Genomic DNA, 25,484 nt, shown 5'->3' on the forward strand with positions numbered 1-25,484 from the left:
ATCGATAGTGGGATAGGCAGGATGTTGCATCTTTATATCAACGGAACCTTAATCCAGCGGTTTTGGCCAGCACCGGTGACCGTCCCTTTGTCTAATAAGAGGAGGCGGAGAGATTCATTTCCATTTATGATCATTATACAAAATATGGATTTGGTCGATGGTCGATGGTGTTGAGGGAGTCGCTGGTCCCTATTGGTTGGGTGGGTTTAAAATACCATCCAATGGAGCAATATGCCGATTTGAGCTTTCGGTTTTTAGAAAGTCAATGGGGGCAGGGCTATGCTTTAGAGTCTGCTCTGGCCTGTCAAAATTGGGCCCGGGAAAGAGGAGTACCTAATTTGGTGCTTCGTATTCGAGAAGATCATCAACGGTCATTGAACATAGCCCGAAAAATGAAAGCTCAATTTAAATATGCATATAAAGAAAGTGGCAAGAAAGTCCACCTTTTCACATTAAGTTAATTGTAATTAGGCATGGATATTTGAATGATCTCCAATTTTCTTGCATCTACGATTCCTAATTTCTTTTCATCCAAGGTGTATACGTCAAAGACTTTACCTTTGGGGATTAGGGTGTTCAGCTTTCCATTATCATCCGTGGTCATCTTGCGGGCTTTACCGGATTGCTGCTCCTTTAGAATAATCTCCTGATTCGCTGCTTTTTGATTATTAATAGTGTATAGTGTCAATTTAAGTACGGAATTATTGGGCGAAGGCATCAATTGACCATCCAAGTAAAATGGAAGTACCACTGAAGTGTAATAACGCTGATTAGCAACATCTGGTACCGTTATTTTTTCAATTTTCGAAGTAGAGGGGGTAGAGATCCAATAATGCCCCCCTTTGGGCAGTTCTCCATTAATAACACCTCGATTATCTGTAGTCATCACGAAAATTTCATGACTTCGTAGATCTTCAAAGTAAATATCTCCCTGATAAGGAAGGTTCCTCAAATTCTTGAAGGTTATCTGAATTTTTGAGGCATTTTCACTTTGTGCCCAAGAGTTATTTAGGGAGCAAAGGTTAATAAGAATTATCGTCAGTAGGATTCTCATAATACTATCGTCAGCTTACTGGGAAAACAAAGAAAGTCCCTGATTGTCTCAAGCTGCGCTTAAGGTAAAGATTTTTCAGGAGAAGTCCGCTTGGTGTAATTTAAATTATATCAATTTATAATTGGTTTTAAGTAATTAGTTTGAAATAGGGATCTTCTTTTTTTGAAAATAAAAAAGGCTGTCAACCTGACAGCCCTGTAACTATTTTATTTTCACTTCTTTGAAATATTTTCTAAGAATTTCAGCAGCTTCTTCAATGCTTTCCTGGGTTGGAGGTTCCACATCCTTTAATTCATATTCCATGTTCAGAACTTCCCACTTATTTACCCCTAATTTGTGGTAAGGAATAAGTTCGATTTTCTCAATGGTTTGGTAGTCTTTGAAATGTTGACCAAGTGCTTCAATATGCTCCGGCTGATCGGACCAGCCTGGTACCAATACATATCGTAACCACATGGGCTTACCGGTTTCTTCCCGATAAGCGGCAAGCTTAAGGGTGGTATTATTACTTAGGCCGGTGAGTTTTTTGTGCCATTCATCATCAAAATGCTTTACATCCAGCATGATCAAATCTGTTTCTTCCAATAAGTCTTTGGTTTGTTGGTCCAACAAACGCCCGTTGGTATCTAAACAGGTATTGATGCCTTCTTCATGCAGCATTTTGAAGAAAGTTAATAGTTTCCCTCTCTGTAATAGTGGTTCTCCACCAGATACTGTAACCCCACCAGTTTTTGCAAAGTAAGAACGCATGTTTTTGGCCCGACGCAAAAGTTCACTCATCTCCTCGAATTTGCCACCATTCACATCGAGTGTGTCCGGGTTTTGGCAATACAGGCATCTGAATTGGCAACCTTGGACAAATATTACGAAGCGAATGCCCGGACCATCGTGCGTTCCGAAGGTTTCGAGGGAGTGAATTCTTAATTTATGGGGGTCTTGTTGATTGAGGGCTGTTGCGTCTTGAGCGGCTAGCATAGTTTGTGGAATAATTTGAGTTCTGTTGATCGCGGAGAATATACGGATTGCGAATGGAAATAAAAAAGGCGCCCGGAAGATCGAACGCCTTTTTGAATATTGCTAATCTTCAAAATTGACTGAGGTCAATTAAAAAGAATATGATTACATAGACTCGTGGAAAGTACGAGCGATAACTTCCAACTGGTGTGCTTTAGACAAACGAACGAAGTTTACAGCGTAACCAGAAACACGGATCGTCAACTGTGGATAGTTCTCAGGATTTTCGTAAGCATCCATCAAAGTATCACGGTTCAATACGTTTACGTTCAGGTGGTGTGCCATATCAGCTTCAGTTTCACCATTGAAGTAACCGTCCATCATGTTCACCAAGTTAGTGATTTGATCACCGCGATCAGCACCCAAAGCCTTAGGAACGATAGAGAAAGTATTGGAGATACCATCCTGTGCATCGTTGTAGTCCAATTTCGCTACTGAGTTCAATGAAGCAACCGCACCATTTCTGTCACGGCCGTGCATTGGGTTAGCACCCGGAGCAAAAGACTCACCTGCTTTACGTCCGTCAGGAGTAGCACCGGTTTTCTTACCGTACATTACGTTAGAAGTAATGGTCAACAAAGACATGGTAGGAACCGCGTTGCGGTAAGTAGCATGTTTCTTCAATTCGTTGAAGAAGTAGTGCGTGATTTCTTGTGCGATGCTATCTACGCGATCGTCATCGTTACCGTACTCAGGATATTCTCCTTCAGTTTTGAAATCAACAGCCAAACCTTGCTCGTTACGGATGGCAGTAGTCTTACCAAATTTGATTGCAGACAAGGAGTCAGCGATGATAGAGATACCAGCAGCACCGTAAGCCATATCGATACCTGGGTTGGTATCCAAGAAAGCAAACTGTGATTTTTCGTAGTAATAATGATCGTGCATGTAGTGGATCATGTTCATCGACTTCGCGTAAACACGAGCAACTTCATCCATCGCCTTTTTGAAGCGATCCATTACTTCGTCATAGTTCAATACATCGGAAGTAAGTGGAGCGATACCCTCAATACAAGTAACACCGTCTTTTTCCTCACGACCACTGTTCAATGCCAACAACAATGTCTTAGGCAAGTTAGTACGAGCACCGAAGAACTGAATACGCTTACCGATAGACTGCTGAGATACACAACATGCGATACCATAGTCATCAGAACCACGGTTTGGACGCATCAAGTCATCATTTTCGTACTGTACAGAAGAAGTATCGATAGAAACCTGAGCACAGAATTCTTTGAAACCTTGAGGTAAAGCCTCAGACCAAAGCACAGTCAAGTTTGGCTCTGGAGATGCACCCAAGTTGTAAAGGGTCTGCAAGAAACGGAAAGAAGTTTTCGTTACTTTGGTACGACCGTCATTGAATTGACCACCAATCGCTTCCGTTACCCAAGTTGGGTCACCACCGAAGATCTCATCGTAAGCGCCTGGACGCAAGTGACGTACCATACGCAACTTCATTACGAAGTGGTCGATGAACTCCTGAGCTTGTGATTCAGTCAAAGTACCTGCTTTCAATTCTGCCTCGATGTAGATATCAAGGAAAGAAGAAACGTTACCCAATGACATCGCTGCACCATCTTGCTCTTTTACGGCAGCCAAATATGCGAAGTATACCCACTGTACTGCTTCCTGAGCGTTTTTCGCTGGCTCAGTTACGTCAAGACCGTAGAATCCAGCCATTACCTCGATGTCTTTCAATGCAGAAATCTGCATGTTGATTTCTTCGCGTAGACGGATTTGATCTTTGATGTCACCGAATTCAACTTTAATGTTGTTGAAGTCAGCAGTTTTTGCAGCGATCAATTGCTTAGTACCGTAAAGTGCTAAACGACGGTAGTCACCAATGATACGACCACGTGCATAGTTATCAGGAAGACCAGTCAAAATTCCTTTAGAACGGAAAGTACGGATCTCTTTGTCGTAAACCGAGAATACCGCATTGTTGTGGTCTTTTACGTAGTTGAAAACATTAGTAACAGAAGGGTTAACTTCCATTCCACGTTCTTTAACAGCGTTTTCTACTACACGGTAACCTCCGTAAGGCTTCATTGCACGCTTCAACAATTCGTCAGTTTGTAAACCTACGATAGTTTCCAAACCTTCAACGATGTAGCCTGCTTTGTGACTTGTTGCAGAAGAGATAGTATCAGTGTCGATGTCGCGACAACCATCTTTCGCACGCTCTTCTTTCATTGCCACCATACAAGCTTCCCACAATTTAGTGGTCGCCTCTGTTGGGCCTGCAAGGAAAGATGCATCTCCTTCATAAGGAGTGATGTTCAATTCAACGAAGTTCTTTGGGTTGATTTCATTCACCCAAGTACCTTCTACAAAGCCAAGCTCTTTAACTTCTGCCATTTTTAAAGGAATTTGATATTTAAGGGATATACTTTATTTCTTAATTAATTCTCCTTCAGGATTAACTGCTGAGAACTGTTTGTGGTCTAACTTCTCGTCTTCTTTTTTAAGATAAATAAACCAATAGGCTAATCCAACAAAAAGAAAACCTCCCACTATATTTCCTAGCGTTGCCGCTATTAAATTATCAGTAATAAACTGTGTCCAGCTAATATGTGCGCCCTGCAAAATCGCGGCTGGAATTACATACATATTCGCTACACAGTGCTCAAAACCAAAGGCTACGAAAGTCATTACCGGTATCCATATTGCAATAACTTTACCAAAAGTATCTTTAGCAGAGTAGGCCATCCAGGCTGCCATACATACCATCCAGTTGGCGCCCATGCCTTTTACAAAGGTAACCCAAAAATGCGCTTCATCCGCTTGTTCTGGTAGAATTCCAACTTTATGTTCTGCAATGTGAATAAGCGTATGTAAAGCAGCGCTTCCTTCCGGGAAAATACCGGTTTGCTGAGTAAATAACCAGGCGGTCATTAATCCGCCGATGAAATTTCCGGCGTAAACTAAGCCCCATACTCTTAGTACTGGTCCAATGCCTGTTTGTTTTCTTAATAAAGGCATAGGCATGGCAGCGCATGCACTGGTGAAAATTTCTCCACCCCCAATCACACACATGATGAATCCGATAGGGAATGTTGCGCCCAGGATAAAACTTTTTAATCCCGGATTATTAGCTGCAAGTTCAGGGGAACCTCCCGCAACCAAAATAGCTAACATGAAACCTAAAGCGATAAATGCGCCTCCTAAAATGGATAACACTAACAGCCTTGCTGTGGAATGTCCATTTTTATCAAATGCGGAGTCGCTGAATACTTTAGCGATATCTTTTGGTTTTAATACTGACATTTTAAAATTTAGTGAATTTTCGCTAATTGAAATGTTTGTTAGGTTTCTTTTCGCTGTTTGATTACACTACAAATGTGCGGGCTTAAATTGTTTTAAAACATGACTATTGTCATCTTGAAACAAGATTTTTATCCAACTAAAGTGCGTGTACTAAGAGGAAACGCGTTTTTGTGCCTCAATCCCCCTTTTTGTACTTCCATTGTTGCAAGTGCAATCATTATGCCATAAAAAAATTTCCTTTCGTTTTTAGCGAAAATTCGCAGTTAGCATTGTGAGGCTTTTTGATTATGCGGAAAAATTATGATTCGCTATCGTGAAAAAGAGGGTCAAAAAATGATCAAGCGCATTTTATCATTATTAAATGATTTTTTTTCTTTTAAAAACAATAATGTGTGTTCATTTTGTTGTATAATCAGTTAATCATTTAATTTTTTAACTATATTTACCAACTATAGTAATTAACCTAATATTCAACCATAGTAAAGCGTATGAGATTCTTAACAACGCTCTGTTTATTACTGATTGGGCAATTTGCCCTTGGGCAGACGGTATCGCCTGGAAAAGGTGTGGGCGAGTTAACACTGGGGATGACGGTAGATGATGTTACCTGGGTGTTGGGCTTTGAGGGAAAAAAAATCAGTTATGATGATTACCTAATCGCCTCCGTTAGGGCTAATCCAAAATCATTGCCGGAGACCAAGATTGATTTTGATTATTGTTTGGATTACGTTTTTATTATGACCCTGCCTGTAGAAAAGGTGTTTGTGAAAGATGAAAAGGTAGTGATGATCCAGTTGAGTAGTTTTCCGGATTATAATAAAATCCTTTGTGAAGACATTCAAACAGATGATGGCGTGAAATTTTTTCAGGATGCTCAAATCCTGGACGGACATTATGCTGAAGGTGTTAAAGGGCCAGCGGCACTTCACAGCAATTTAAACAATGTATTTTACTATAATAAAGGCGTTGCCTTTGGCCTTGATAATGACAAAATACGTGCGATGTATATTTTTAATCCACAATAAGGCTTGAGCTAAAGATTGAAAACACCCAACGAAAACTGAAATGAAAGCAGTATATAAAAACATTTTGCTGGTACTGACCGCCGGCTCGATAGGTTTGTTTTCCTGCGAGTCCGCAAAAAAAGACAAATTGGCCAACGTAGGCGTGGAAAAGACAGAAGCTCAGCGTTTGGCGACGATAGCTGAGGCCATTCCTGCGCCATCCGTTATTCCGGAAATGATTAAAAAGACCGGAGTGGATTACCAGCAGGATTTGATTAATGATATTAATAAGTCTACAGAATATACCTCTTCCACGACTAAGGCGGCCATTAATTTGGGCATTTATGCTGTGGATGTGGCCTACCTTTCCTTGTATGATCGCTCCAATGAGGCTTTGAAATATATGAATGCCTCGGTGAAGATGACGGAGAGCATTGGTTTCTCCTCCGCCCTGGATTATAATATGATCAATCGCTTTGAGAAGAATATGGGGTCGAAAGATTCTCTTTCTAATATTGTCAACGATGCCATCGGTAATGCAGATGCTTACTTCGTGAAGACGAATCGCAAGACGCTGGCTGCTTTAATGCTTGGTGGTGCCTTTATTGAAGGCTTATATATTTCTTCGGAAACTATTAATAGAATTCCTACCGGAAAAGAAGTGCCGGATTTGATTCACGTCATGTTGGAGCAGGAAGAGGCAATCACGGAGCTGGTGGCGTTATTGGATCAGGTAGAGAAGGATGATTGGACGATGGCGTTAAGCAATTCTTTAGAGCAAATTAAAACCTCTTACGGACGTTTAGAATATAAAGAATTACCAAAAGGTCAGGCAAGCCTGAAGGCGCCTACCGACCGATCTTTAAAACTTTTATTCCGCCAGATATCTGCGGTAAGAAATAATTTTATTCGTTAAGCAGGCACTAAGTTATTTCGCCTTGCCACAAGAATTTATTGGGAAAAGCACTGCTTTTCCCTTTACTTTTTACGCTCATTTTTACAGCTCCAGATTTCCCGAATCACTATGAATGAGAAAACCCTGAAAGGGATTATTCGATTCTTCGCCGTTATTCTTCCTTCGGAAAGCATCAATGAGGAGGTTCGATCTGCTATAGCAAGATTTTCCGAATACCAGTCCGGCTCGGTGGCCTCGGAAAAATACCTCGCTATTTTAGAGGCAGAGCTTTCCCAGCCCTATTTGCATGAAGACTTTTTCAAGGAGTCTACCTTAATGACTATTAAGGAAAAATTCTCCTCAAAAGAGCGATTGATGATCATCGCCCTGCTGGCAGAAATTCTTTTAGTGAAGGCCAATGCTGGAGATCACCATCTAGAGATTTATTATGAAGTGTGCCAGTCTCTGGATATTCCTTTGGAAGCAGCTGAGGTGATGAAACGCTTTTCGATCGCTTCCAGTTATTTGGAAATGCCGAAGGAAAATGTCATGGTGATCCATGAGGAAGGAGCGGAGCAGGGTTACCGATTTTGGGCTTTTCGAAAGGTGAGGGAGCATATTTGTGTGCTTCGGGTTCCGGTTTTGGGTGGTTTATTCGTGAAACAATTGGGGCAGGGGAAATTATATCTTGATAATAAACCCGTTCCTGCCAATGAGGTCATTCCATTGCATAAAGGAGGATTTTTGCGTTTGGAAGGTTCCGACGATATGTATTATACCGATTTGGTATGGCACTTTTTCAATCAACAAACCGAGGATGCCTTTCTTTTTGAGGTGAATCATGTTGATTACGCCTTTCCCAATGGACATTTGGGCTTAAATGATATTCATTTTACAGAAAAGCATAGTTCTTTGGTGGGGATAATGGGGCTCAGCGGTGCCGGGAAAACCACCTTGGTCAATGTTTTAAACGGAAATAGCAAACCACTCGCTAATGCAGCACATCCAGAGGGCGGAACCATAAAAATTAATGGGGTTGATATTCATCAGGACCCTGAATCGGTTAAAGGAGTGATTGGTTATGTACCGCAGGAAGATGCTTTGATCGAAAAGCTTACGGTATCTGAAAACCTGACTTTTTCCGCCAAGCTGTCTCTGTCTCATTTGTCTGAGAGTGAGATTCAGTCATTAGTGCATGATAAGCTGCAGGAGCTCAGTTTATTGGAGATTGCGGATTTGCAGGTGGGTAATCCGCTGGAAGGAGGGATTTCCGGTGGGCAAAGGAAGCGACTGAATATTGCGATGGAGCTGCTGCGGGAACCTTCGGTATTGTTTGTGGATGAGCCCACATCAGGTTTGTCATCCAGAGATTCGGATAGGATCATGCGTATTTTGCGAGAGCTCTCACAAGCCGGAAAATTGGTTTTCGTGGTGATTCATCAGCCTTCCTCTGAGATTTTTAAAAGTTTTGACCGTATTCTTATTCTGGATCGTGGTGGCTGTCAGATTTATCATGGTCAGCCGATTTTAGCAGTTCAGCGAATTAAAAAATACCATACGGACCGCAGTGGTGCCGTTTGTGTGCAGTGTGGAAATGTGGATGTTGAGCATCTTTTTGAGGAAATTGATAAGCAAAAGTTAGTCGTTGGGGAAAATGGTCGTCCGGAGTATACCCGGGAGACCGAGCCGATGGATTGGAAGCGGAGTTTTTCGCCTTTTAATTTTCTTTTGGAAGATCAGATCGCGGATAAAATCAAGGCATCCTCCGCCAAGCCGAAGATTAATCTGAACGTTCCTTCCAAATTGAAACAGGCTCGGATTTACTTAAAACGAGATGTTTTATCAAAATTTCGCAATAAACAATATTTACTGATTACCTTATTGCAAGCCCCTGTTTTGGCCTTTGCCCTCGCGATGGTGGTACGTTATGCCCCTGAAGGACAGTCTTATTCTTTTGGGGAAAATATTAATATTCCTTCTTACCTTTTTATGTCTGTTTTTGTGGCCCTGTTTATGGGATTGGTGCAGAGTGGGGAGGAGATATTCAAGGATCGGCCTGTATTGAAGCGAGAGGCCTTTTTGAATTTGAACCGATCAGCCTATTTAAGTTCGAAGATCCTTTTATTGTTCCTGGTTTCTTTTGTGCAGTCTATGTTTTTCGTAACGGTCTCCATTATGGTTTTGGAAATTCCTATTTCCAATGCTTTTTTCTGGTTGATCATTTTTTCGATAACCTGCCTGGCGAATGTTCTGGGATTGATTATTTCTACTTTATTTAACTCCGTAGTAAATATCTATATCAGTATTCCCATCCTGATTATTCCTCAGCTTTTATTGAGTGGTGTGGTCGTGGATTTTAATGAGGTAAATCCGGTGTTGTCTAATCAAAATGCGGTACCGATGGTAGGAGAGATTATGCCTTCTCGCTGGGCTTTTGAAGGCGTTATGGTGGGCACATTTTTGTATAATGAGTATGAGGAGCAGGTCTATGATTTTGAACAAAAAAATGCCGAGGCAGAATATTATCAACTTTATTACACCCAGGAACTGAACGATATTTTAAGAAAAAGCTACGTGCTGCAGGGCGAAGTCAGGGAAAAGGCGGCGAAAGTTTTGGCGATTGAGATAAAGTACCTCAGCAGTGTATTTGAGGGCTTGCCCGAAGAGCTGCTTCAAAAAGTATTAAATAAAGAAGACCTTGTTCTGGCGGAATTTGAAATGGTGGAAGGTTATATCGACGGGGTGCGTTCCTATTATGCCAATGTTCAAAAGGAGGCATTGAAAGCGCAGAAGCTCTATCTGGAACATATGACTTTGGGGAAGGGGGATCGCAATTTATTTGAGGCTTATAAGAAGCAGTATTATAATGCGACTTTGGCGCGGTATGTTAAGGCGACCAGCAGTATTGCCAGAATTGTGGAGACTGAATCGGGTCTGGTGCAGAAAATCAATCCCATATTCATGACGCCTCGTCCATTTGGTGTACTTGGTTTTCGTTCCATCATGTATGTTCCTAAAAAGTATTTCATGGGGTTTTATATTCCTACACCGCTTTTTAATACCCTGTTTTTATGGGTCATCACCTTATTGCTCATTGGTGTTTTGTATACGGATGTTTTGAATAGGCTTGTTAGTCGAATTAGGACTAAATTTCATTAGCCCATGATTTTTGAGGAGATTATTTATTCTGTTAGGCAATATCCCAGAGCGTGGAAGTTCATTAAAGCGCAAGGTTTATGGTGGATATTTGTAATTCCTTTTTTTCTGGCTATTCTTCTATTTTTACTCTTCGTTTGGGGTGGGAATGAGATGGTGGACAATATGTGGTTATTTTTAGCGGCTTACTTTCCGGATAAAGCGTCCTCCGGCTTCATGAAATTTTTGGAAGGTCTCTTTCACATCGTGGTGAAACTATTACTATTATTATTTTACCTGAAAATAAACCGCTATTTTTTGCTGATTTTACTGTCCCCCTTTTTCTCCTATGTTTCGGAGGTAGTGCAGTCCAGAATTACCGGCAAAAAAAAGAAGAACAGCCTAAAGATCGTTTTTTCGGATGCTATTCGGGGCGTTCGAATAGCCGGACGCAACCTGTTTTTAGAGTTGTCTTTCTCTCTTCTTATTTTTGTAGCTTCATTTATTTTTCCTTTCGGCTTCCCTATTTATTCCATTTTATTGTTAGGAGTGGAAAGCTACTTTTGGGGTTTTTCGATGTTAGATCTTCGAAATGAATTTCATTCAGTGCCTGTAAAAGATTCTCTGGAAGAAGTAAAGAAACATCCTGGTTTAGCCATAGGAAATGGGCTCCCAATGATTTTAGGTTTATTAGTGCCGGTGCTCGGGATTACTTTTATGCCCATGTTAGCCCTGGTAGCAGGGGCATATAGTGCCAATGATCGCTTTCTGTTCCGTTAATCCCTATTTATTATCCCTGAAAATTTTCCTAATTTGCACCCATGCAGGAGGAGTTAGATTTAAAAAGTTTTAAAGAGGAAGCGGACAGTCGGTTGGCTCATAATAAAGAAATCGCAAAGAAATTACGTAAAGTTAAGCCCAGAGCCCTGGACGGTTTATTTCATGCGGCCCATGATCAGGTTTTTGAAGCAATGGATTGTTTGACTTGTGCCAACTGTTGTAAAACTACCAGCCCCATATTTAAACAGGGGGATATTCAGCGGATGGCCAAGGCTTTTAAAATGAAGGTGCCCGAATTCATAGATGCTTATCTGCATTTGGACAGCGAGGGAGATTACGTGTTGAATGAGGCGCCATGTCCTTTTCTTGCGGCGGATAATACCTGTATCGCGTATGAGTCCCGCCCAACGGCTTGTAGAGAGTACCCCCATACCGACCGAAAAAAAATGAGACAGATTGTAAATCTGACCGTAAGAAATACCTTGGTTTGTCCGGCAGTTTTAAGTGTTTTTAAAATAATTGAAGAAAAGATATAAATACAATTCTAAAAAATAATAGGATTATTTCAGTAAAACAGATTAAGATTTTTATTAAATCATAAAGACCCCCTTGTTTTTTTCCACAGTGCCGAACGATTAATTAAGTGCTTGGTTTAATGGTTAGTGGTGTAGAAAATCACCCTTTTTTTGTTTGATTTTTAAGATTGATTATCAGGATTTCAAGCAAAAAAAGTGGTGGTCAGATACCGGAATTTCACAAACTAATTAACCGTTATGACCAAAAATTATCTGTGGAGGGGATGGCTGATAACCTTAGGGTTGATGCTGGGAGCATTTACTACTTTTGCCCAGCAAGCCATTACCGGAAAAGTAATCTCTGGGGATGATCAGCAACCCATTCCCGGGGTCAATATTGTCGAGAAAGGTACCGCCAATGGTACCATCACCGATTTTGATGGAAATTACAGTATGAGCGTCAGCGGACCTGATGCCATTTTGCTATTTTCCTTTGTCGGGTATCAGGATACAGAACAACAAGTCGGTAGTCAGACCACCATGAATATTTCTATGGCCACTTCCGTGGAGGAGTTGTCGGAAGTGGTGGTAATTGGTTATGGTTCTGCCAAAAAAGAAGATCTTACCGGCTCGGTAAAAGCCATTTCAGCTTCGGACTTTAACCAGGGATCCCTTAACTCCCCTCAGGAGTTGTTGAACGGTAAAGTTCCCGGGGTGCAAATTACGAACTCCGGAGGTGCGCCCGGAGCCAATTCCACTATACGTATTCGGGGGGATCCTCTCTTTCGGCTTCCAATGATCCTTTGATTGTGATTGACGGAGTGCCCATTGATAATAATGAGATCGCCGGGATGGCCAATTCCCTGAATACCATTAATCCGAATGATATCGAGACCTTTACGGTATTGAAAGATGCCTCCGCTACCGCCATCTATGGTTCGCGTGCTTCAAATGGGGTGATCATGATTACCACTAAAAAAGGGACTTCAGGTGGGATTTCACTAGATTATAACGGTACTTTTTCGGTGAATACGGTTCCCAAAACCATTGAAAGCCTAAATTCCAATCAGTATCGGGAATTGATGAATACTCGATTCGAAACGACCAATCCGGCTGTGTTGGATTTGTTGGGAGATGCCAATACCGATTGGCAGGATGAAATCCTGAGAACCTCTGTGGCAACGGATCATAATGTTTCAGTTGGAGGAGAAATTGCAGAATTCCTTCCTTATCGTGCCTCTGTTGGGTATTCTTTGAATGATGGTATATTGAAAACTTCCCAATTGAAACGTTGGACGGGTAATATCAATCTGAATCCTAAGTTTTTTGATGATCATCTGGCCGTAAACATCAGTGCCAAAGGGATGAATATTGAAAACCGCTTTGCAGATACCGGTTCTTTGAACGGTGCAATAGGATTTGACCCTACGCAGGTGGTAAGGGATCCGGAACGTTTTGCTCCTTATGGCGGTTACTTTGCCTGGGCAGGCTCGACCGGTCTTCCGATTAATATAGCCCCTGGAAATCCCTTGGCGCTTTTGGAACAAAAGCTAGATAAATCCACTGTTAATCGTTTTATTGGTAATATCCAACTGGATTATAAGTTCCATTTCCTACCGGAGTTAAGAGCCAATCTGAATCTGGGAACTGACCGTTCGAAAGGAGGAGGGAATGTGATTATTGATCCACAGGCGGCTTTTGATTTAGGAGCTTTCCAAAATGGAGGTGCCAACAAGCGCTATGATGAGAAGAAACGAAATGAATTGCTGGATTTTTATTTACAGTATGTTCACAAGTTTGAAGGGCCGGATTTGAATTTTGATTTGATGGCTGGATATTCCTGGCAGCATTTCTGGAATGAAAAGATTGAAACGGACGTTTTTGGTAACGGAACCATTCGTAATCCGGAACTGATTCAACGCTCAGAGAACTTTCTGGTCTCCTTCTTTGGCCGTTTAAATTTGAATTTGAAAAACCGTTATTTACTGACGGCTACGCTGCGGAATGATAATTCCTCGAGATTTGCGGAGGGGAACCGTGAGGGAGTTTTCCCATCCCTTGCCTTTAGCTGGAATATAGATCAGGAAAGCTTTATGGGCGGAAGTGGAACCTTGTCTACTGCGAAAATCAGAGCGGGATACGGTATAACCGGTCAGCAGGATATTGGGGAGGACTATGGTTATTTAGGAATCTACACTCGTGGGCAAGAAACCGCCCAGGCGATTGGCTATAACCCGGATGGTAGTCCGATCTTCGTGTCTACGCTTCGTCCAGAAGGTTTCGATGCTGACTTAAAATGGGAAACTACTACTACCTGGAACGTAGGTATTGACTATGGATTTAAGGATGATCGCTTCACCGGTAGTTTGGATCTATACCTTAGAACTACTGATGATTTGTTGAACACCATTCCGATTCCTGCAGGTTCGAATTTAAGTAATGAGCTGCTGACCAATGTGGGTAGCCTGGAAAACCGTGGTATTGAGTTCTCTTTTGATGCCAATATTATTCAAAATCAGGACTGGTTCTGGAGTGCCGGCATTAATTTCACCTATAATGTGAATGAAATTACCAAGCTGACCCAGGTGGATGATCCGTCCTATAAAGGGGTGCCGACTGGAGGAATAGCCGGAGGTACCGGTAATAATATTCAAATTCACTCTGTAGGATATCCAGCCTTTTCCTTCTTTGTTTGGGAGCAAATATATGATGAAAATGGAAATCCAATAGAAAATGCCTATGTGGATCGGGACGGGAATGGTATCATTAATGATGATGATAAATATAGATATAAAAACTCCGCACCGGATGTATTGATGGGAGTAAATACCAAAGTGACTTACAAGAATTGGGATTTCAGTGCTTCTGGTCGGGCCAGCTTTGGCAACTACGTTTATAATAATGTGAATTCTGATGGTGCCTTTTACAACAAATTGCAGACCAACGGGCAGTTTACCGGTAATGTCACGACCAATATTTATGAAACCAATTTTGTGACTCCTCAATATTTCTCAGACTATTATGTGGAAGATGCTTCTTATTTCCGATTAGACAACATTATGATCGGATATAATTTTAATAATATTTTCGGAGGAAAGTGGAGAGCCCGGGTTTACGGAACCGTCAACAACGTGTTTGTTATTACAGGGTATGATGGTCTTGATCCTGAGGTTTTTGACGGGATTGATAACGAAGTTTATCCAAGACCGAGAACCTTTATGTTGGGAGTGAATTTGGGATTCTAAACTTAGCTTAACCATGATGATGAAAAAAATAACTGGTGCCTTTCTGGCCATTGTGCTGATGTTAGGCCTTGACTCTTGTATTTCCGATCTGGATGTTACACCAATTGATCCAAATCTGAATACAGCTGATAAAGTATATCAAACTCAAGATGACCTTCGTGAAGGTCTTGCAAAAATTTATGCCGGATTTTCGGTTTCCGGTCAACAAGGACCTGCCGGGCAGGGGGATTTGTCCGGTTTTGATGAAGGTCACTCCCAGTACTTGAGAGGATTGTTTGTGTGTCAGGAATTGCCCACCGAAGAAGTAATTAACGGCTGGAATGATGGTAATTTGCCAAAAGTCAGTCAGATGACTTGGGGAGATGGTAATGAATTTATCCGGTCATTCTACTATCGTGCAATTTATCAGGTTTCACTGGCTAATGAATTTATCCGGCAGGCCTCCAGATTTGTAGGCCAGGAAGGTTTTGAACGCGTTCCTGAGTTCATTGCTGAAGCCCGATACCTGAGAGCTTTTTCTTACTGGCATGCTTTAGATCTGTTTGGCAACGGTGTGCCCTTCGTTACGGAAGCCAATGAAGTCGGTGCCTTTCTTCCACTTCCGGCAGGGGAAAATGTGCGTGGTCCAGAATTATATGAATACATTGAATCCGAAGCTTTGGCCATTATTGGAGATAATCCGGAGGATAATGCCAATGTACTGCCAGATGCCGAAGCAGCAGTCTTTGGTGAGGCAGATAAAGCAGCAGCCTATATGCTGCTCGGGAAGTTGTATTTGAATCATGCCGTTTATCTGGGATCTGAAGATAATGGTGAATATCAAAAGGGACTTCAAATCCTTCAAAGACTCTATGATGCGGGTGTATATTCTTTATACACTACGGATGGCCCTAATTATTCCGCTTATGAAGCATTGTTTCTGGCCGACAATCAGCTGACCTCTAATGAAATTATCTGGGCATTTACCTTTGACGGCTTGAATGCCAAAACCTTTGGAGGAACCACTTATATTATTAATGCTTCCATGGGTGGTGCGATGGATCAGACCGATTACGGAACCGCTGATGCATGGGGAGGAAATAGGACCACCCCTGAATTTGTGGATTATTTTGAAGTAGACTCCCCTAACGATGGGCGTGCATTGTTTTTTACAGAGGGGCAATCAAAGGAAATTCAAAATCAGGATCAATTCACTGAAGGTTACGCGGTGGTTAAATTTAAGAATAAGAAACAGGATGGTTCTGATGGTAGCAACTTGTCAGAGGGATTTGCGGACACCAATTTCCCGGTATTTCGTTTGGCCGATGCTTATTTAATGACTGCTGAACTAGAATGGCGGATTAATGGTTCGATCTCGGCTGCGTCAATTGGGCGTATTAACGAGATTAGAACAAGAGGTGGGGCTAGTACAGTTAATTCCATTACTGATCCTAAGGACTTTCTGATCAAAGAAAGAGCACGAGAGCTTTATTGGGAAGGGCACCGAAGAACAGATTTGGTCCGCTTTGGAGAGCTTGTTGGGGATAATTATGTATGGGCATTTAAGGGAGGAATTCCTTCGGGTACATCGGTTAGTTCACGATACAACTTGATGCCTATTCCAAGTACGGATGTGAATGCAAATCCGAATCTTAAGCAAAATCCTGGTTACTAGGCTATTATTTAAAGAGATTTCAAAGCTATGAAAATAAAATTTTTAATTTTTGGATTGCTAGCCTTCTCCATAGGATTAGTGTCCTGCAATGATGATGATGACCGCTCCAACCCAAGGGTCAACGGTCCTGACAATAGAACTGCTCCTGTAATTGATCTCCCGGAGTCTATTGTCCTGACGGAGGAAAATTCCGGAGATACTATTCGATGGGAATGGACCCCAGCAGATTTAGGTGTGGGAATTATTACGAATTATACCGTATTTATGGATCCTGACGGTGGGGACTTTGCTAATGCACAGGCCTTAGGGACAGTAACTACTCCTTATTGGGAGTCCACCAGTAAACAATTGAATATTGGTTTGGTGTTAGCCGGAATTCAGGCTGAAACGCCTACTAATGTTGATATCATCATTCAGGCGCTTGTGCCTGGTGTGGATACTTTAATGTCCAATGCGGTTTCAACTACTGTAACTACCTGGAATGATCCGGCGGCCTTCCCTGTTGAGCTATTAATCGTTGGTCGCTTCCAGGGGTGGAACAATGCTGACGACAGAACAACCATCGATGGAAATGAAGGAATATATTCAGGTGTGATGCCATTTTATGCTGTCAATAGTGGGGATATAGCTGATGCAAAGGAATTCAAGATCTTGACGCAAAAAGGGAATTGGGATTCCCAATGGGGAGATAATGAACCTGATGGTGTATTAGATCCGAAGGATGGAGGTGATCCGGCAGCCATAATATTACCAGGTCCCGCCGGAGACTATCGAATTGATGTGGATTGGACCACAAAAGAATATACCCTTACCCAAACATCTTGGGGAGCTATTGGAGAGGCTTTCCCTGAGACGGGATGGAATTCCAGTAGACCTATGGCTTACAATGAGTCGGATTCTACTTATTCGCTGACTACCGATATGAATGCTGGTCCGTGGAAATTCAGGTTGGATGATAATTGGGATGTGAATTTGGGAGATGATGGTTCTGGAGGCTTAAGCTTTGGTGGGGATAATTTTAACCTTGATGAAGCAGGGAATTATACCATTATTCTTGATGTGAAGAAAACACTGGACGGTCAGTATTCCTTTACGATTACAAAAAACTAATTACTGTGAATACTTCAATAAAAAAGCCGTCCTCTTTGGGCGGTTTTTTTGTTTCGTTTTAGCCCATTTTGTCACTTTTTTAATTTTTAAGGGAAAAAAGTGTACCCTTTGTTTTTGTTGGGTAAGAAAAAATGGGAGGCAAGTGGGGGAATACGTTGCCTTATGGGGAGTCTTTGAGTTGTAAGAAAAACAGAGAGTTCAAACGTTTGCGTTTTAATATTCGCAAAAACGCGCACATAAAAGGGTTGAAAATTAAGGAATATGAGATATTGAATTAGTTATTTTTATAAATGGAATACTTATGAACAAAACCTTATACTTTTTAATTGGATTTTTCCTGTTTCTTTCTCAGAGTGTAAGTGCTCAAACTATTACGGCCAGCCCTGAGAAGTTTAAAGCTACGGATGAAGTAACATTTACTGCTGATGTAACCGGTAATGCTTCTTTGGAGGGCCTGACCGAAGCCTGGGCCTGGGTTTGGGTGCCGGATGGGGCAGGTGCAGCAACGAATGTCAATCCTGCTACAGATGCACAGGATGCAGCAAAATGGACCAAGGGAGCAGGGAATATTTGGACGATTACTTTCGTGCCTACTGAATTTATTGGGGCTTCAGCCGATCAGATTTCTCGAATGGGAATTATCCTGAAAGGAAGAGATTGGAATGACGGGCAAACCTCAGATGTCTTTTTTGATGTAGAGCAAGCAGGCGTTTTAAGTCTGGATTTTACAGCCAGCGTAAGTGGTCCGGTGGAAATTGGAGAGAGCGTGATCTTGACTGCGATACCTAATGAGGAAGCGGATTTGAAAATTAGTAATTCAGCGGGAGAGTTGGCATCCGTAGATGCAGAGGAGATACTTACCTATGAATTTATTCCTGAAGCTTCCGGTGCCTATAAATTTTTCGCTTCAGCGGAAACTGAGGATCAATCTTCTGAAAAGGAATTGGAGATCTTTGTGAAGCCTGATGTAGTAGATGCCGAATTACCCGCAGGCCTGAAATTGGGGCCGAATTACGATGCGAATGATGATACCAAAGTGACCTTTGTTTTAGTGGACCCATTGAAACAAAAGGAATTTGTGTATGTGATCGGGGATTTTAAAGAAACTGATTGGGAAGTTCAGGATCAATATTCCATGAAACGTTATGAGACCGATACTGCCAACTATTGGTGGTTAGAGGTGACCGGACTGACCCCTGGAGAGGAATATATTTATCAATACCTGATGGATGGTAGTGTGAAAATCGCAGATCCATACACCGATAAGGTTTCTGATTTTGATGATCAGTATATTGATGAAGCACGCTATCCCGGCTTAAAGCCTTATCCGGAAGAAAAGACGCAGTTCCGTGCCTCTTATTTTCAGACAGGACAAACGGAATTTAATTGGTCAAACGAAACCATTAATTTCCAAAAACCGGCATCGGAGTCTTTGGTCGTTTATGAATTGCATATTCGCGACTTTACCGAAGAGCAAACTTATGAAGCCGCTATCGCCCGTTTTGACTATTTAGAATCTGTGGGGGTGAATTGTATAGAGTTGATGCCGGTGAATGAGTTCGAAGGCAATAATTCGTGGGGTTATAATCCGAACTTTTATTTTGCAGTGGATAAATGGTACGGTCATAAAAATGATCTGAAAACCTTCATTGATGAGGCGCATAAAAGAGGGATGGCTGTAGTGATTGATATGGTATTGAATCACACCTTTCACTCTTCTCCTTTCAACAGAATGTACAATGAGGGCGATTATGGAGACCCAACCGCCGATAACCCATGGTACAATCCACAAGGAAATTTCCCGGATGCTGATTTAAATTGGGGCGTAGACTTCAATCACGAAAGCGTGTGGACGCAGGCTTTGGTGGACTCGGTGAATACCTATTGGATGGAAGAATACAAAGTGGATGGTTTCCGTTTTGACTTTACCAAAGGTTTTACCAACCATGTGAAGGAGGGAGATGATATGTGGGGAAGTCGCTATGATCAGGACCGTGTGGATATTTTGAAGCGTATGAATGCGGTGATTAAGGCAAAGGATGAGGATGCCTATGTGATTTTGGAACATTTGACTGATTGGGATGAGGAAGCGGAACTTGCCAAAGAAGGTATGTTGCTTTGGACGGGCGCCGGGCCTCATCATGAGTTCGCTAATGCTGCAAAAGGTGATGGCGCTAATTTGATTGATCAATATTATGGTCGTCGTGATGGTAACGGAAGCTTAGGTGATAATATGGCCCTGGTTTCCTATATGGAGAGTCACGATGAGGAACGCATGAAGTTTGAGTCAGATTATCATGGAAAGGCACTTCATGGATATGATTTGAAGCAGGACAAATATTCGATTGACCGTCAAAAATTATTGGCCGCTTTTTTCCTCCCGGTACCGGGTCCAAAAATGGTATGGCAGTTCGGGGAATTAGGCTATGATGTTTCCATTAATCAAATTGAAAAAGACGGGGAAATCAGCGGAGATTACCGTACGGCAGAGAAGCCGGTGCTTTGGGAGTATAATGATAACGCAGAGCGAGTAAAATTGCGTAAAGTGTATAAGGCCCTATTCGATTTAAGAAATGAATCAGCCTTGTACAAGGCCACGAAAGCCAACACGCAGCTAAAACTGGGCGGTGATCAGCAAGTAAAAACCATTCAGTTGATGTCAGAAACCGGCCTGAAAGTTCATGTAGTGGGTAACTTTGGCATGCAGGCAGCAGAGGTAGGAGCGGCAGATCTTCCTTCGGCAGGTACCTGGTATGAGTATTTCAATGGCGGCAATGAAGTGGTATTCGGTCAGGAAGATAAGAAATTATTGGGCCCTGGAAACTTTCAGGTATATGTAAGTGAAGTAATTGAATTTCCCGAGACGGGATTGATTAATAATGATTTGCCATTCTTTTCCGTAAATCCGGCATCTTTCAAAAAAGAAGAGACCGCAGAGGTGACGTTTTACCCTGAAGGCGGAAACGCAAACCTAATTGATGCTGAAAATGTGAAAATGATGGTGGCGCCTGTCATGGAGATTGGTGGAAATGCAGGGGAATTTTTGAGTGTCGATATGACAGAGGATAGTGGACGCTACATTGCTTCCTTCAATCCTATGGAGTTGTTTGGACTGTCCGAAGATGATGACTTAGTTGCTGTAGAGGTTTATTTTGAAGATGACCAGGGAAATAAGGGATTGTCCAAAGAGGAGGAGAATGGTATTCTGTCCGTGGAGGTGGAACGCGTTTCCATTAACCCTAAAGCATGGAGGGCTTATGAAGAGATCACCATTAATTTTGATCTGTCCGGTTTGGCTATTGGTCAGGAGGAAGATCTTTATCTATGGGCCTGGCATAATGGAGATGAGGAAGAAGACGTGCCTAATGGTGATTGGGGGGCTTCGGGTGAAGCCGCGAAATTAACCAGTTTAGGGAACGGGCAGTTCGAAATGAAAATGGTGCCCGCAGACTACTATAATTTATCTCAGGCTGCCATCATGGCAGATGGCATCGAGTTTTTAGTGAAGACCAAAGACGGTGGCATGCAAACCGAGGATTTTGGCCCATTTAAGGCAACGGTTGTGTCGGATTCGGAAGCTGCATCAGATGGCCTTTTGATCTACCCGGTTCCAACGAATGGCCCGCTATTTATCAGTAGTGAGCAGTGGTCCGGAGAAGAGCTGCAAGTGCGAGTGTTAGATGCTATGGGGCGACTGTTGAAACAAAACACCACCAAGGTGCAAAAAGGCGATCGCCTACAAATAGATCTTTCCGCTTATCAAACTGGATATTTCTTTGTTGAAATATTACAGGGAAGTAAGCGATCTGTTAGAAAAGTAATTAAACTTTGATGAGTTAAAAATAATTTTTGAAAAGCCTCAGTTTCCTTACTGAGGCTTTTTTGTTTGTATTTCAATCACTTCCGTAAAACCCATTCTTTGAGTAAATTAAATTTTAATTGAAATAATACTTTTGAATTTTCAGACTGTTTCATAAAGTCTGACCTGTATCATACCTATGACCACAAAATTCCCTAAATTTGCAGCCATAAAGACTTATTCAGTTTAATAAATACATTATCATGAAATTTCAACCAGGAGTATTATTCGGTGAAGAGTTGATGAAACTTTACCGTTATGCAAATGACAATAAGTTTGCGCTTCCAGCAGTAAACACTATCGGTACTGATTCTATCAATGCAGTTTTGGAGACTGCTGCAAAAGTAAACTCTCCTGTAATCGTTCAATTCTCTAACGGTGGTGCGCAATTCATCGCTGGTAAAGGAGCAGGTAACGCTGATCAAAAAGGTGCTATCGCAGGTTCTATCGCTGGTGCTAAGCACGTTCACTTGATGGCTGAGCTTTACGGTGTTCCAGTTGTATTGCACACTGACCACTGTGCTAAGAAATTGTTGCCTTGGATCGACGGTTTGTTGGATGCTGGTGAGCAATTCTTCAAAGAGACTGGTAAGCCATTGTTCTCTTCTCATATGATCGACCTTTCTGAGGAGCCATTGGAAGAAAACATTTCTATTTCTGCTGAGTACTTGAAGCGCATGGCGCCAATGGGTATGACTTTGGAAATCGAATTGGGTATCACTGGTGGTGAGGAAGACGGTGTTGATAACTCTGATGTTGATGAGTCACGTCTTTACACTCAGCCTGAAGAAGTAGATTACGCGTACACTGAGTTGTTGAAAATTTCTCCTAACTTCACTATCGCTGCTTCTTTCGGTAACGTACACGGTGTATACAAGCCAGGTAACGTGAAGTTGACTCCAACTATTTTGCGTGACTCTCAGGCTTATATCCACGAGAAGCACAACACTCCTGAAACTAACCCTGTACACTTCGTATTCCACGGTGGTTCTGGTTCTGAGAAAGCTAAGATCGAGGAAGCTTTGGGTTACGGTTCTATCAAAATGAATATCGATACCGATATGCAGTGGGCTACTTGGGAAGGTGTGATGAACTACTACAAAGCAAACGAAGCTTATTTGCAAGGACAAATCGGTAACCCTAAAGGTGCTGATGAGCCTAACAAGTCTCACTACGATCCTCGTAAGTGGTTGCGTACTGCTCAGGAGTCTTTCGTAACTCGTTTGGAAGAAGCATTCGCTGATTTGAACTGCATGAACCGTAACGCATAATTCGGTTTATTCCAAAAAAATAAATTTTAAGCCCGGGTATTTTGCCCGGGCTTTTTTTGTGGCCATTTTTTCTGTAATTGCTTGATGTAAGTCGAACTATGCGTGCCTAACTCGAATTATTCATACTTAAATCCTCATTTCGCTGCTAGGTGGGAAACATGAAGGGATATTTTTTATTTCAAGTATTTCCCAACTAAGGTGTGTGGTAAGGAGGGAGCAAGCTCCCCCCAATTTGGGTATTAAATAATCAGTAAAACTACTCAAATTAATCTGACAACTTAGATCTGAACGCGACCCTCTACATCAAGCGGTGAATAATGCGGATAAAGTCTGAAAGAAACCGGTTATTAAATGCAATTGATTGTGCGAATATTCATAACAATCGTTTACATTAACATTATTCTGGGATGTCGGATTACGATTTGTATGGATCGTTTAATTTTTTGTATCTTTATTAAGTATTGGCTATGAAAATCAACATTTCCCCAACCTGTTTGTTTTTCAGTAAATTAGCTTAATCCCGGCATCTGTGCTTTCCTGATAATTTCCTGCTTACAATAGTAGGAAAATGACCGCTCGGTCAAAAATTTCGCCTTCGTGTGAAATTTCAGTTTTGAATTTTATTTAGAAGAATCCATTATATTCTATCCTATGAAAAGAGCGATGATTTGGACTTGCGCGTTGGCATTAGGCTTTAGCGCTTGTGGTGGAGGTGCTGATAAAGAGCAAACCACGACATCCAATACAGAGAAAACCACCACTATGCAAACCAGTGAAGGAAAAGCAGTGGTTTATCAGGTATTTACCCGTTTATTCGGAAATACCAATACCACCAACAAACCATGGGGAACCATTGAAGAAAATGGGGTCGGTAAATTCAATGATTTTACAGACAAAGCCCTGGAAGAAATTAAGGATCTTGGCGTAACACACGTTTGGTACACCGGAGTTCCACATCATGCCGTAATTACTGATTATACAAAATATGGTATTTCTAATGATGATCCGGATGTGGTAAAAGGCCGTGCAGGTTCTCCTTATGCCGTGAAGGATTACTATAATGTAAACCCGGATTTGGCTGAAGATCCGGCGAAGCGTTTGGAGGAATTTAAGGCTTTAGTGGACCGTACGCACAAACATGGAATGAAAGTGATTATTGATATCGTTCCGAACCATGTTGCCCGTAAATATGAATCTTTGAATAAAGAGGCAGAAGGTTTCGGCGTTAGTGATGATACTTCTGTGGATTATAAGAAGGATAATAACTTTTATTATATTCCGGGAAAATCATTCAAAGTACCAGCGCCTTTGGATAACTATAAGCCGCTTGGAGGAGATGAACATGCGCTCTCGGATGGCAAATTTGATGAAAATCCGGCTAAATGGACCGGTAATGGTTCTCGTGAAGCGCAGCCTCATTTCCACGATTGGTATGAGACTGTGAAAATCAACTATGGTGTTCGCCCGGACGGTACCTATGACTTCTCAGCGCTTCCTGAAGGATTCGACAAAAAGCCGGCAGCAGATCATTATGCTTTCTGGCAGGATAAGGAAGTGCCATCTTCCTGGACTAAATTTCGTGATGTGGCCTTGTACTGGACAAAAATGGGCGTGGATGGTTTCCGTTTTGATATGGCAGAGATGGTGCCGGTAGAGTTCTGGTCTTATATGAACTCTTCCATTAAAAATGCGAATCCGGATGCCTTTTTGGTGGCAGAGGTTTATAATCCAGCGCAATACCGTAATTATATCCACTTAGGTAAAATGGATTATCTGTATGACAAAGTAGAGCTTTATGATACGTTGAAGCATATCATGCAGGGGCACGGTAGTACGGATAATTTGGCGCCAATTCAGGGCGGTTTGGCAGATATCGAACACCACATGTTGCACTTTTTGGAAAATCATGATGAGCAACGTATTGCCGCGCCGGAATTTGCAGGTGATATGATGAAAGGTAAGCCCGCTATGGTGGTTTCCGCTTTAATTTCCACTTCTCCAACCATGATTTATTTCGGACAGGAAGTAGGGGAGCCAGCGGCAGAAGATGCTGGTTTCGGTACCAATTCAAGAACGACGATCTTCGATTACTTTGGTGTTCCTCATCACCAGCGTTGGGTCAATGACGGTAAATTTGATGGTGGGCAGTTGACCGAGGAGGAAAAAGGTCTTCGTGATTTCTATGTTCGCCTTTTGAATTTCACCAAGAACAGCAGCGCGCTAATGGGTGAGTATGCCGATATCCATGCCTTCAACCGCCAGAATGCCGCTGATTATGGTGATAAACTGCACAGCTTTGTGCGTTGGGATGATCAGGAAAAACTGATAGTGGTGAATAATTTTGATGCTGCGCAGGGAGCGGAAGTGGAAATTCAGTTGCCTGCCGAAATTGTTAAAGCCTGGGGCTTAAAAGATGGGGATAAAGTGACCATGATGGATCAGTTGTATCAGCAGATTTCAGCTGATCTGAAAGTGGAGAATGGGGTAGGTAAATTCAATGTGAAATTAGCGCCTTTGGGTTCCTTTATTTTCAAATTGTAAAATTGATTATTAGGAATAAATGAAAAGAAAAGCCGTATGCTTGAGTTTACTCAGGGGTACGGCTTTTTATTTTTAATAATGAACCGCAGTTTTCCAGGGATTAAATAATGATGAAAGTCACCTTTTTTAGCAGTCCAAGA

At 41.9% G+C, this 25,484-nt stretch carries 16 protein-coding genes and 1 pseudogene; 13 read left to right on the top strand and 4 right to left on the bottom strand.

Annotated features, from left to right (window positions below):
- Positions 1-110: 110 nt before the first annotated feature.
- A pseudogene (locus tag NG22_RS02900) lies at positions 111-461 on the top strand (GNAT family N-acetyltransferase); the annotation flags it as partial.
- Here NG22_RS02900 and NG22_RS02905 read toward each other — a convergent pair.
- From NG22_RS02905 to NG22_RS02920, 4 genes are all read right to left on the bottom strand, one after another.
- On the bottom strand, positions 458-952 hold the full coding sequence (locus tag NG22_RS02905) for a hypothetical protein (protein WP_157600833.1): 495 nt from the start codon (positions 950-952) through the stop codon (positions 458-460). The pseudogene NG22_RS02900 and the gene NG22_RS02905 overlap by 4 nt on opposite strands.
- Before the next feature lie 303 nt (positions 953-1,255).
- Positions 1,256-2,029, bottom strand: coding sequence for a pyruvate formate-lyase-activating protein (gene pflA, locus NG22_RS02910; protein WP_053404328.1), 774 nt, complete (start codon positions 2,027-2,029; stop codon positions 1,256-1,258).
- 144 nt (positions 2,030-2,173) lie between these two features.
- Positions 2,174-4,426, bottom strand: coding sequence for a formate C-acetyltransferase (gene pflB, locus NG22_RS02915; protein WP_053404329.1), 2,253 nt, complete (start codon positions 4,424-4,426; stop codon positions 2,174-2,176).
- Positions 4,427-4,459: 33 nt separating this feature from the next.
- Positions 4,460-5,335 carry a formate/nitrite transporter family protein gene (locus tag NG22_RS02920; RefSeq protein ID WP_053404330.1) on the bottom strand — a complete coding sequence of 292 codons (876 nt, stop codon included), beginning with the start codon at positions 5,333-5,335 and terminating at the stop codon, positions 4,460-4,462.
- 488 nt (positions 5,336-5,823) lie between these two features.
- On the opposite strand from NG22_RS02920, the gene NG22_RS02925 reads away from it, so the two are divergent.
- The 12 genes from NG22_RS02925 to NG22_RS02975 all read left to right on the top strand — a co-directional run bounded on the left by NG22_RS02925 (position 5,824) and on the right by NG22_RS02975 (position 25,344).
- Positions 5,824-6,360, top strand: coding sequence for a hypothetical protein (locus NG22_RS02925; protein WP_053404331.1), 537 nt, complete (start codon positions 5,824-5,826; stop codon positions 6,358-6,360).
- Between the two features lie 40 nt (positions 6,361-6,400).
- The gene (locus NG22_RS02930) at positions 6,401-7,255 is read left to right on the top strand and encodes a hypothetical protein (protein WP_053404332.1); all 855 of its coding nucleotides are present in this window, start codon (positions 6,401-6,403) and stop codon (positions 7,253-7,255) included.
- Between the two features lie 108 nt (positions 7,256-7,363).
- The gene (locus NG22_RS02935; protein WP_053404333.1) at positions 7,364-10,393 is read left to right on the top strand and encodes an ATP-binding cassette domain-containing protein; all 3,030 of its coding nucleotides are present in this window, start codon (positions 7,364-7,366) and stop codon (positions 10,391-10,393) included.
- Positions 10,394-10,396: 3 nt separating this feature from the next.
- Positions 10,397-11,149, top strand: coding sequence for an EI24 domain-containing protein (locus NG22_RS02940; RefSeq protein WP_053404334.1), 753 nt, complete (start codon positions 10,397-10,399; stop codon positions 11,147-11,149).
- A gap of 41 nt (positions 11,150-11,190) precedes the next feature.
- The gene (locus tag NG22_RS02945; protein ID WP_053404335.1) at positions 11,191-11,685 is read left to right on the top strand and encodes a YkgJ family cysteine cluster protein; all 495 of its coding nucleotides are present in this window, start codon (positions 11,191-11,193) and stop codon (positions 11,683-11,685) included.
- 237 nt (positions 11,686-11,922) lie between these two features.
- Entirely contained in the window at positions 11,923-12,471 is a 549-nt protein-coding gene (locus NG22_RS17970; protein ID WP_216597583.1) for a carboxypeptidase-like regulatory domain-containing protein, read from the top strand.
- A gap of 2 nt (positions 12,472-12,473) precedes the next feature.
- Positions 12,474-14,909, top strand: coding sequence for a SusC/RagA family TonB-linked outer membrane protein (locus tag NG22_RS02950; protein WP_216597584.1), 2,436 nt, complete (start codon positions 12,474-12,476; stop codon positions 14,907-14,909).
- A gap of 13 nt (positions 14,910-14,922) precedes the next feature.
- Entirely contained in the window at positions 14,923-16,563 is a 1,641-nt protein-coding gene (locus NG22_RS02955) for a RagB/SusD family nutrient uptake outer membrane protein (RefSeq protein WP_053404336.1), read from the top strand.
- 27 nt (positions 16,564-16,590) lie between these two features.
- Positions 16,591-17,673, top strand: a complete 1,083-nt coding sequence (locus tag NG22_RS02960) for a SusE domain-containing protein (RefSeq protein WP_053404337.1) — start codon at positions 16,591-16,593, stop codon at positions 17,671-17,673.
- 301 nt (positions 17,674-17,974) lie between these two features.
- Positions 17,975-21,505, top strand: a complete 3,531-nt coding sequence (locus tag NG22_RS02965) for an alpha-amylase family glycosyl hydrolase (protein ID WP_053404338.1) — start codon at positions 17,975-17,977, stop codon at positions 21,503-21,505.
- 230 nt (positions 21,506-21,735) lie between these two features.
- Complete coding sequence (fbaA, locus tag NG22_RS02970) at positions 21,736-22,803, top strand: class II fructose-bisphosphate aldolase (protein ID WP_053404339.1); 1,068 nt, start codon at positions 21,736-21,738, stop codon at positions 22,801-22,803.
- A 651-nt stretch (positions 22,804-23,454) separates the two neighbouring features.
- Positions 23,455-25,344 (top strand): alpha-amylase family protein, encoded by a 1,890-nt coding sequence (locus NG22_RS02975; RefSeq protein ID WP_053404340.1) that lies wholly within the window; start codon positions 23,455-23,457, stop codon positions 25,342-25,344.
- The last annotated feature ends 140 nt before the right edge of the window (positions 25,345-25,484 follow it).

The sequence above is a fragment of the Persicobacter sp. CCB-QB2 genome (genome assembly GCF_001274635.1).
GTDB lineage: Bacteria > Bacteroidota > Bacteroidia > Cytophagales > Cyclobacteriaceae > Persicobacter > Persicobacter diffluens.